Origin of the sequence: Halobacterium bonnevillei, assembly GCF_009831555.1 — an archaeon.
Lineage (GTDB): Archaea > Halobacteriota > Halobacteria > Halobacteriales > Halobacteriaceae > Halobacterium > Halobacterium bonnevillei.
In genome coordinates this window covers 1-8,513 of record NZ_WUUU01000135.1, presented here as the reverse complement: position 1 = coordinate 8,513, position 8,513 = coordinate 1, and the positions used below count along the sequence as shown (strand labels likewise).

At 68.9% G+C, this 8,513-nt stretch carries 12 protein-coding genes; 6 read left to right on the top strand and 6 right to left on the bottom strand.

The genetic code is table 11. The annotated features are described in order from the left end of the window. A partial coding sequence (locus GRX66_RS13985; RefSeq protein ID WP_159527109.1) for an NAD(P)/FAD-dependent oxidoreductase occupies positions 1-1,230 on the bottom strand: 1,230 nt, incomplete at its 3' end. Between the two features lie 119 nt (positions 1,231-1,349). Here GRX66_RS13985 and GRX66_RS13980 point away from each other — a divergent pair. From GRX66_RS13980 to GRX66_RS13965, 4 genes are all read left to right on the top strand, one after another. Continuing rightward, a complete protein-coding gene (locus GRX66_RS13980; protein WP_159527108.1) occupies positions 1,350-2,543 on the top strand; it encodes a threonine synthase in 1,194 nt (397 codons plus the stop codon). Between the two features lie 374 nt (positions 2,544-2,917). After that, the gene (locus GRX66_RS13975) at positions 2,918-3,595 is read left to right on the top strand and encodes a metal-dependent transcriptional regulator (protein WP_159527107.1); all 678 of its coding nucleotides are present in this window, start codon (positions 2,918-2,920) and stop codon (positions 3,593-3,595) included. Beyond that, positions 3,592-4,302: a TMEM165/GDT1 family protein gene (locus GRX66_RS13970; protein WP_325064124.1), complete on the top strand. Its 711-nt coding sequence runs from the start codon at positions 3,592-3,594 to the stop codon at positions 4,300-4,302. The genes GRX66_RS13975 and GRX66_RS13970 overlap by 4 nt, the downstream gene beginning before the upstream one ends. Before the next feature lie 145 nt (positions 4,303-4,447). Next, positions 4,448-5,080 carry a LysE family translocator gene (locus GRX66_RS13965; RefSeq protein WP_325064123.1) on the top strand — a complete coding sequence of 211 codons (633 nt, stop codon included), beginning with the start codon at positions 4,448-4,450 and terminating at the stop codon, positions 5,078-5,080. Positions 5,081-5,104: 24 nt separating this feature from the next. Here GRX66_RS13965 and GRX66_RS13960 read toward each other — a convergent pair whose 3' ends face one another. Then, positions 5,105-5,779 carry an HD domain-containing protein gene (locus tag GRX66_RS13960; protein ID WP_325064122.1) on the bottom strand — a complete coding sequence of 225 codons (675 nt, stop codon included), beginning with the start codon at positions 5,777-5,779 and terminating at the stop codon, positions 5,105-5,107. A gap of 121 nt (positions 5,780-5,900) precedes the next feature. On the opposite strand from GRX66_RS13960, the gene GRX66_RS13955 reads away from it, so the two are divergent. Continuing rightward, on the top strand, positions 5,901-6,611 hold the full coding sequence (locus GRX66_RS13955) for an alanyl-tRNA editing protein (RefSeq protein ID WP_325064121.1): 711 nt from the start codon (positions 5,901-5,903) through the stop codon (positions 6,609-6,611). A 33-nt stretch (positions 6,612-6,644) separates the two neighbouring features. On the opposite strand, the gene GRX66_RS13950 is transcribed toward GRX66_RS13955, so the two are convergent. Next, entirely contained in the window at positions 6,645-6,950 is a 306-nt protein-coding gene (locus GRX66_RS13950) for a hypothetical protein (RefSeq protein ID WP_159527104.1), read from the bottom strand. Positions 6,951-7,065: 115 nt separating this feature from the next. On the opposite strand from GRX66_RS13950, the gene GRX66_RS19570 reads away from it, so the two are divergent. After that, positions 7,066-7,221, top strand: a complete 156-nt coding sequence (locus GRX66_RS19570; RefSeq protein ID WP_201293028.1) for a DUF7563 family protein — start codon at positions 7,066-7,068, stop codon at positions 7,219-7,221. A gap of 24 nt (positions 7,222-7,245) precedes the next feature. Here GRX66_RS19570 and GRX66_RS13945 read toward each other — a convergent pair whose 3' ends face one another. The 3 genes from GRX66_RS13945 to GRX66_RS19565 all read right to left on the bottom strand — a co-directional run. Beyond that, a complete protein-coding gene (locus GRX66_RS13945) occupies positions 7,246-7,440 on the bottom strand; it encodes a cold-shock protein (protein WP_159527103.1) in 195 nt (64 codons plus the stop codon). A gap of 110 nt (positions 7,441-7,550) precedes the next feature. Then, positions 7,551-8,396 (bottom strand): P-loop NTPase, encoded by an 846-nt coding sequence (locus GRX66_RS13940; RefSeq protein WP_201293030.1) that lies wholly within the window; start codon positions 8,394-8,396, stop codon positions 7,551-7,553. Next, positions 8,393-8,513, bottom strand: a 121-nt coding sequence (locus GRX66_RS19565; protein WP_201293029.1) for a universal stress protein, incomplete at its 5' end; no start/stop codon positions are given. The genes GRX66_RS13940 and GRX66_RS19565, both read right to left, overlap by 4 nt.

Sequence of the window (8,513 nt, the reverse complement as noted above, 5' to 3'; positions counted from 1 at the left end):
GCTCTGGAGCGCGCCGTTGATCGAGGAGTCGTGCGTGTAGTCGCCCGCGAGGTAGACCGGACCGCTGGGCGCCCGCGCGTCCGGGAGGTCCTCGTGGACGCCGGGCGGCTGCGCGAACTGCGCGAAGTCGATGCGGTCCGTGCGCAGCAACTCGAAGTCCCGCAGGGAGACGGCGGGATACCACTCGGCCAGCGCGTCCCGCGTCTGCGTTTCCAGGTCCGAGTCGGCTTCGTCGCGGCGACCCACCGTCGTCGCGGCGACCAAACCCTGGTCCGCGGGCGCGTACTCGGGCGCGACACCTGACAGCGGAGCGACCGTGGTCGGTATCTCGCCGGCCGCGTTGAGGTGGATGCGGTCGGTCTTCGCCATCGGGTGGCCGGGTGGAACGCCGAAGTACTGCGTGACACTGCTCTTCGCGTCCGTCGGGATGGCGTCGACGCACGTCAGCTCCCGGCTCGCCTTCGGGTCTGCTGCGACGACCACGGCGTCCGCGCTGACGGTCTCTCCTGGGAGGTGGACGGACGCGCTGGCGTCGCCGACGTCCAAGCGTTCGACAGGCGTCTCGGTGACCACCCGTGCGCCGGCGTCCCTTGCGCGGTCCGAGAGCTGCTCCGTAATCGCGCCCATCCCGCGCGCGGGCACGACGGTCCGGCCCTCCGAGAGCATCTTGAACGTGAACTCGAAGACGCGCTTCGACGTCGACAGCGACCGGTCCAGCGTGATGCCGCCGTAGAACGGGCGGACGAACCGCTCGACGTACCGCTCGGAGAACCCTCGAGCGTAGAGGTACTGTTCGATGGTCGCGTCCGGCCCGGAGAAGACCTCTTCGACGGATTTGGCGCGCAGGTCCGCGCGCAACCGGAGCGTCCGGAGTTTGTCCATCGTGGAGATCTCGGTGTTGAACAGCGTCTCCGTGAGCGCCGTGGGTTCCCGGAGCGGGTCCGCGAGGACGGACCGCTGGTCGCCGCGGCAGACGACGGCGCCAGCGGCGAACGACCGCAGGTCCAGCGCGTCGAAGTCGAGTTCCCGCTGCGCGGCCGGGTACGCCGTGAACAGCACCTGGAACCCGCGGTCGAAGACGTAGCCGTCGCCGCGGCGGGAGCGCACGCGGCCGCCGACGTCCTCGCGTCGCTCGAAGACCGTCACGTCGTAGCCGTCCGCGGCGAGGCGCCGCGCGGCAGTCAGGCCGGCGAGCCCAGCACCGACGACCACGACCCGGGAATCTGTCATGCGCTGACGTTGACTAGCTGGCGACAAGAACGTGCGGGCTTCGCGTCCGCCCGCGACCGGCCGACGCGCAAGCGCCGGGAATGGACAGGGCTTTTCTCCGCGGGAGCGAACGCCCGGGCATGGAGACGACGCCGGGCTTCGACGGACTTCGGTGCGTGGACTGCGAAGCGACCTTCGAGGCGGCGACGGCGACCCACCGCTGTCCCGACTGCGGCGGCATCCTCGACCCGACGTACGACTACGACGCGATCGACGTAACCCGCGAGGAACTCGCGTCGCGGCGCTTCGACTCGATGTGGCGCTACGAGGAACTGCTGCCGTTCACGCGGGACGCAGCGGTGTCGATGGGCGAGGGCGCGACGGCGCTCGTCGAGTGCCCGAGGCTCGCCGACGAGCTGGGCGTCGGCGCGGTGTACATCAAAGACGAGGGCCGGAATCCGACGGGGACGTTCAAGGACCGCGGGCAGACGGTCGCGATGACGGCCGCGAGCCAGCACGGCGCCAGCGACGTGGCGCTGGCGTCCGCGGGCAACGCCGGGCAGTCCGCCGCCGCGTACGCGGGCCGCGCGGACATCGACTCGCACGTGTTCCTGCCGTCCCGGGCGGGCTTCACGAACAAGGCGATGGTGAACGTCCACGGCGGCGACATGACAATCGTCGAGGGCCGCATCGGGGACGCGGGCGCGGCCTACGATGACGCGATGAGCGAGCACGAGGACTGGTACTCCGTGAAGACGTTCGTCACGCCGTACCGCCACGAGGGCAAGAAGACGATGCTGTACGAGACGGTCGAACAGCTCGACTGGGCGGTCCCCGACCACGTCGTCTACCCGACGGGCGGCGGCGTCGGTCTCGTGGGCATGCACAAGGCCGCGAAGGAACTGCGCGACCTCGGCCTCACCGACGACCTGCCTGCGATGTACGCCGCGCAGTCGGAGGGGTGTGCCCCCGTCGTGCGCGCGTTCGAGGAGGGACGGGACGTCCACGAGCCCTGGGACACGCCGGACACAATCTGTGGCGGCATCGAGATTCCTGACCCCGGCGCAAGCCCGTTGATTCTGGACGCCCTCCGGGAGAGCGACGGCGGGGCCGTCGCGACCAGCGACGACGACATCCTCGACGCGGGGACGCTGGTCGCGAAACACGAGGGCGTCGAGATGGGCGCGACGTGCGCGGCGGCCGCCTCGGGCGCGTGGCAACTCGCCGAGGACGGCGAGTTCGGCGCGGACGACACTGTCGTCCTGCTCAACACGGGCACAGCGAACAAGGACGCCGACGTGCTGCGCTCGCACCTCATGAGCAAGGGCATCTGACGGCGGGCACTCGAGGAATCGTCGAGTCGTTGAATCGTGGCCGAGTTGTCGAGTCGGAGTCGAGTCGTCCACGTTTGTTCGGAGCGAGCGCGTCGCGTCGCGGTTTGTCGGGTGACGGCTCGCTGGGGGCGAGCGCGCTGGCGACGCTGGCAAGTCTGGTCGCGTTCACCGCTGCGACTCTTGGCGCCGTGGTCTTGTTCGGCGAGCCGGCTGCCGAAGCTGCCACCCGGGCAGCCGGCGCGGCCGTCGGCGTCGCCGTTGCGACGTACGTTCTCCGTCGGAGGGACCTCGCGTAGGCGGCTGACGCCCCGCCGAATCGATACCCATCAGTCGCCAAACTTAAGGATTAGATGCGTCTAATCTAATTTATCACGATGCTCTCCGACGTCATGGAGGACTACTTGAAGGCGGTCTACGAGCTCGAACGCGAGCACGGCCCGCCCGTCGGCACCTCCACGCTGGCCGACTACCTCGGCGTGACGCCGCCGACGGTCACGAGCATGGTCGAAAAACTCGAGGAGCGCGGCCTCGTCGAACGCGAGAAGTACAAGGGCGTCGAACTCACCCCGGAAGGCGAGACGGTCGCCCTCGAGGTGCTCCGCCACCACCGCCTCCTTGAGGCGTTCCTCGCGGACCACCTCGACTACGAGTGGGACGAGGTCCACGACGAAGCCGACGCGCTCGAACACCACATCAGCGAGGAGTTCGAGAAGCGCCTCGCCCAGAAGCTCGGCGACCCGGCCGTCGATCCCCACGGCGACCCGATTCCCACGGAGGACCTCGAACCCCCGGAGTCCCCGGACACGGAGGTCCTCGCCGACCACGAAGCCGGTGACCGCGTCGCCGTCGCGCGCGTCAGCGACCGCGACGACGAGGAGCTACGCTACCTGAAGGACGCGGGCGTCGAACCCGGCACCGAGCTCGACGTCGTCGAGCACGCCCCCATCGGGATGTTCGTCGTCGACATCGACGGCGAGACCGTCCACCTGCCGGACCGCGTGGCCGCCGCAATCCGCGTCCGCCCCGTCGACGAGCGGGTGACCGAGACGTGACCGGGTTCCTCGAGATCGCGGTGGTGGCGTTCGGCGCCCAGCTGGCGGTCCTCCCCGGGGAGAAAGTCCAGTTCATCATCGCGGGCCTGTCCACGCAGTACGACCCGAAAGTCGTCGTCGCCGCCGCCGGCACGGCGTTCGCCATCTGGACGGCCATCGAGATCGCCGTCGGGAACGCGCTCCAGCAGGCGCTCCCGGGCGTCTACCTCGACGGCTTCACGGGCGTCCTGTTCGTCCTCTTCGGGGTGCTGCTGTTGCGGTCGATGCCCGAGGACGGCAGCCCGGACCCGATGCAGAGCGACGGCGGCGTCGTCGCCGTGGGCGGCCGCCTCGAGCAAGCGACCATCTTCGGCCGCGACATCCCCACGTACTTCGGCGGCTTCCTCCCGATATTCGCGATGATGTTCGCCGGCGAGTTCGGCGACAAAACGCAGCTGGTCACGATCGGTCTCGCCGCGCAGTACGGCGCGTCGCCGGCCATCTGGGCCGGCGAGATGGCGGCCATCGTCCCGGTCAGCCTGGCGAACGCGCTGTTCTTCAGCCGCTTTTCGGAGTCCTTCGACGCGCGCCGCGCGCACCAGGGCGCCGCAGCGCTGTTCTTCTTCTTCGCCGCGGACATCGCCCTGCAGCTGGGCTTCTCGGTGTCCGTCTGGGAGCGACTCGTGGACGCTGTCGCGCGCGTGCTGCCCCTCGCCGTGCCGGTCTAAGCCCCGGCCCCTCGCCGTGCCGGTCTGAATGCTGGCGGTCGCGGTGATTCTCCGAACCCGCGCCGCTGGCAACTCGCCGGCTCCGCCGCGGCGGGCAGGCTGCCGTGACCGCGGGGCTTTTGTCCGAAACCGACAACGTAGACTCGTGTTCGACGCCGCAATCTCGGTGGTCGCCGGCCTCGTCCTGGGCCTGTCGCTGGCCGCGCCACCCGGCCCGATGAACGCCGTCATCGCCGAGGAGTCCGTGACTCGGGGGTGGAGCGCAGGCTTCGCGGCCGGGCTCGGCGCGATGACGGCGGATGCGTGCTTCTTCGTCCTCGCGCTCGCCGGCGTCGTCGCGTTCATCCAGGACGCCCCCACGGTCAGGACGGCGATGGTCGGGGTCGGCGGCGTCCTCATGCTGTACTACGCGTACGGCGCGTTCCGGGACGCCGGGTCGTTCTCCGAGGCCGAGGCCGCGGACGGCCGCGGATTCCGGAAGGCGTTCGCGCTCGCGCTCGCGAACCCCTACCAGGTGACGTGGTGGCTGACCGCGGGCGTCGGCCTGCTGAACCCCAGCGAGATCTCGGCGTTCGGCCTGGAGCTGTCGGCCGCGAACGGTCCCCTCACGATAGCGGGGTTCTTCGGCGGCATCCTCGTCTGGATCGTCGGCTTTCCGGCGTCGCTGCGCGCGGCCGGCGAGCGCGTCGACGCGTTCGGGAAAGCAGTCGCGTACGGGAGCGCTATCGTCCTCGCGCTGTTCGGCGTGACGTTCCTGAAAACAGCCGCCGGCGTCTGAGGACGGCGGAAAATTGCGGCAGCGTCAGTCGTCCATGCGCGGGACTTCGCTCTGGAGCCACTCCTGGAACCACTGCACGCGCTTGATGCGCTGGTGGGCGATGGACTCCGCGGTGTCGCTCTCCACGCGCTCGACGGCGTCCAGCGCGCGGTCCAGGACGCGACCCACCATCTCGGCGGCGTCGACGTGCGTCCGGGCCTCGTACCCCATCCGCAGCAGTATCAGCGCGACGCCGTTCGCGCCCGCTTTGTCGAGGACGTCCGCTTCGATGAGACACTGGGTCTCCAGGGGGAGGCTCTGGAGGCTGCCCTGGTAGGAGTGGTTCTCGATGGCGTCACAGACCTGGTCGACGAACGACGGTGCGAAGTCGCCGTGGGTCTCGAGGTACTTCCGGGCGACGCGTGCGCCCTCTGCGGCGTGTTCCTCCTGGTCGGCTTCCAGTTTCGCGATGTCGTGGAACAGCGCCGCGACTTTCACGACGTCGACGTCGGCGCCCTCCTCGGCCGCGATGCGTTCGCCGAGATTCACGACGTTGCGCGTGTGCGTGAACCGGTACTCCGCGGAGTGCCACGGGTACCACCGCATCCTGCCGCCGTCGTCCTCGTTCTCGACGCTGGCCGCGAGGTAGTCCCTGACGAACGCACCCATCTCGTCGTACTGCGACTCCGAAACCGGCGACTCCTTTATTTCGACGCCCACAGTCTCACCTCCGTTGGTCGGCGTGCTTGCTCTCTCATTACTACAACGAAGGCTTGTTTCTCTCTTTAGCCTTTTGCAGACCAGGTCGTTAAGGCGATGGGGCCCCGTAGCTCACGTAGTCGTGACTGACGCGCTCTATCTCGAGGACAGCACCGAGACGACGTTCGAGGCGACAGTCGACCGCGTGGCGGGCGACAGGGTCGTCCTCGACCGGACGCAGTTCTACCCGACTGGCGGCGGCCAGCCCCACGATACGGGCGTGCTCGGGGCGGACGGTGACGAGTGGGCCGTCACGGGGGTCGAGAATACCGACACCATCTATCACGAGGTGGACGGTGACCCGCCAGCGGCGGGGACGTCGGTTCGCGGCGAAGTGGACGCAGACCGCCGGCGCGCGCACTCACGGTACCACACTGCCCAGCACCTGCTGTCGGCCGTCCTGCTCGCAGAGTTCGACGCGCCGACGACCGGCAACCAGGTGTACGCGGACCGCGCGCGCCTGGACTGCGAGCACGACCGCTTCTCGGAATCGGACCTCGAAGCCCTCGAAGCCGCCGTCAACGAACTCGTCGACGCCGGCCACGACGTGACGTGGTACACGCTCGACCGGGAGACGGCGGAGGCCGAACTCGACCCCGAACGTACGCGCCTGGACTTGCTCCCGGACTCGATCACCGAGGTCCGCATCGTGGACATCGACAACGGCGACGTCGACCGGACGGCGTGTGCGGGCACGCACGTCGAGAACACGAGTGAGGTCGGCGAGTTCGAGATTACCGGCCGGGAGACCGCGGGCAGTGGCCGGGAACGCATCCGGTTCGTTCTGGACTAACGGGCGCCATCGCCATCTGCCCGGGGAGCGCCGTCAGGCGTCGTAGCTCGTGACTGCGGCCTCGCAGTCCCGCATCGCGTCGTAGCGCTCCTCGTCCGGGTCGTCGATGCCCACCGACTCGACGGCCCGCCAGCCGTCGTCGTAGACGAGTCCTTTCACCCAGTCGTCGGTGCCGAGAATGAGTCGCTCGGTGACGACGACCGGTTCGCGAGTGTCGGCCTCGACGGCGTCCTCGCGGTCGACTGGCACCACCAGCGAGAAGGCGTCCGCGTGGTTGAGCGCCGTGACCTCGCGCTGACGCAGCGGGCGGTCCGGGAGTGAGTCCAGTGGCTCGCTCATACCGCCCGCAGACGGCGCCGACGGTTAGGTCGTTCGCTGTGCGACGACGGTATTTATTCACTCCGGAAAAATACACACAAAACATATAAACTGGCGCGTTCTGCTCCGAGACGAGATGCCGCTCTGTCAGAACTGCGAGTCGTTCGTCACGAAGGACTACGTCCGCGTGTTCACGCCACCGGAGGTCACACGGCCGCGAGTCTGCCCGGACTGTCCGGACATGGTGCGCGACGGCGCGGACGTCCGCGAGGCTCGCGCGACACGGTCGTAACGCCAAAAAACGACGGGCCCGCTGTTACAGCCGGGTGACGTTCGTCGCCCGCGGCCCCTTGTCCGCCTCCTCGATGTCGAACTCTACGTCCTGGCCCTCCTCGAGGTCCGGCCCACCGACGTCCTCCATGTGGAAGAACACGTCGTCGTCGGCGTCCTCGGTCTCGATGAAGCCGTACCCCTTCTGCTCGTTGAAGAAATCGACCGTACCGGTTGCCATTGTCGGATAACTCCACTCGCCCGGAAACACCCAGGATACTTAACAACACGGTCCAGCCGGGGTTCGGCGGCTTTGCGCACCCCCGACCGGCCGCTCCCGTCTGTCGGTGGTCAGGCGGTGGTCGCCCGCATCAGCCACGTCTCCGGGTTCTGTCGCTTCACCTCGAAGGACGCCAGCGATTCGCTGTCGGTCAGTTCCAGCAGGAACTCCCGCACCGGTGTCGGGTCGCGGTCGCTCACGACGTAGAACGTCTCCCCGGGGTCCAGGCGGTCGAAGCCCGCCCGCACCCGGTCGTGGCGCTCACCGGGCGAGACGTCGCGGAGGTCGACGGCGCTGTCGGGGACGTCGACGGTCCAGATTTCATCGAGGCGTCGCTCGACGGCGCTGGCCAGCGTCCGAGCGTGCGTCGAGACGCCGTCCGGGGTCGGCTCCGGGGACGCCTGCAGTTCGGAATCGAATGGTATCTCCGCGAGCCCGGGGACGTCGAGCGCGTCGATCGGGTCCGCCCCGTCGAAGAGTTCGTGGCGGTCGCCGCAGCTCTCGCAGACGAACTCGTGCATGTTCGAGACGACGCCCAGTACCGGCACGTCGTTCTCTTCGAACAGCTGCACCGAGCGGTGGGTGTCCGAGACGGCCGCGTGGAACGGGGTCGTCACGAACACGACGCCGTCGACGGGCACGTCCTGGAGCGTGGTCAGAGCGACGTCGCCGGTCCCCGGCGGCAGGTCGACGACGACGGTGTCCGGGTCGGCCCACGCGGTCTCCTGGAACAGCTCCGAGAGCGCGTCGTGTGCCATCGCGCCCCGCCACGCCAGCGGCGCGCTCGAAGAGAGCAGGCCGACGCTCATCACCTCGAGCCCGCCAGCGTCGACGGGAATCGGGTTCCCGTCGTCGTCGGAGTGGACCGGCCCGCTGACGGACAGCAACTCCGGCACGTTCGGCCCGTAGACACTCAGTCGGATTCCTCGCGCGCGTTGACCGCGACGACCGGTGCGGGCGAGTGGCGGACCAGACGCTCGGTCGTACTCCCGAGGAGGTACCTGTCGATTCCCGTCCGTCCCTGAGTCCCCATC

Excerpts from the sequence above, each read along its gene's own strand:
- GRX66_RS13980 (WP_159527108.1), top strand. The coding sequence starts at position 1,350 with ATGGAGACGACGCCGGGCTTCGACGGACTTCGGTGCGTGGACTGCGAA.
- GRX66_RS13975 (WP_159527107.1), top strand. The coding sequence starts at position 2,918 with ATGCTCTCCGACGTCATGGAGGACTACTTGAAGGCGGTCTACGAGCTC.
- GRX66_RS13950 (WP_159527104.1), bottom strand. The coding sequence starts at position 6,950 with ATGAGCGAGCCACTGGACTCACTCCCGGACCGCCCGCTGCGTCAGCGC.
- GRX66_RS19570 (WP_201293028.1), top strand. The coding sequence starts at position 7,066 with ATGCCGCTCTGTCAGAACTGCGAGTCGTTCGTCACGAAGGACTACGTC.
- GRX66_RS13945 (WP_159527103.1), bottom strand. The coding sequence starts at position 7,440 with ATGGCAACCGGTACGGTCGATTTCTTCAACGAGCAGAAGGGGTACGGC.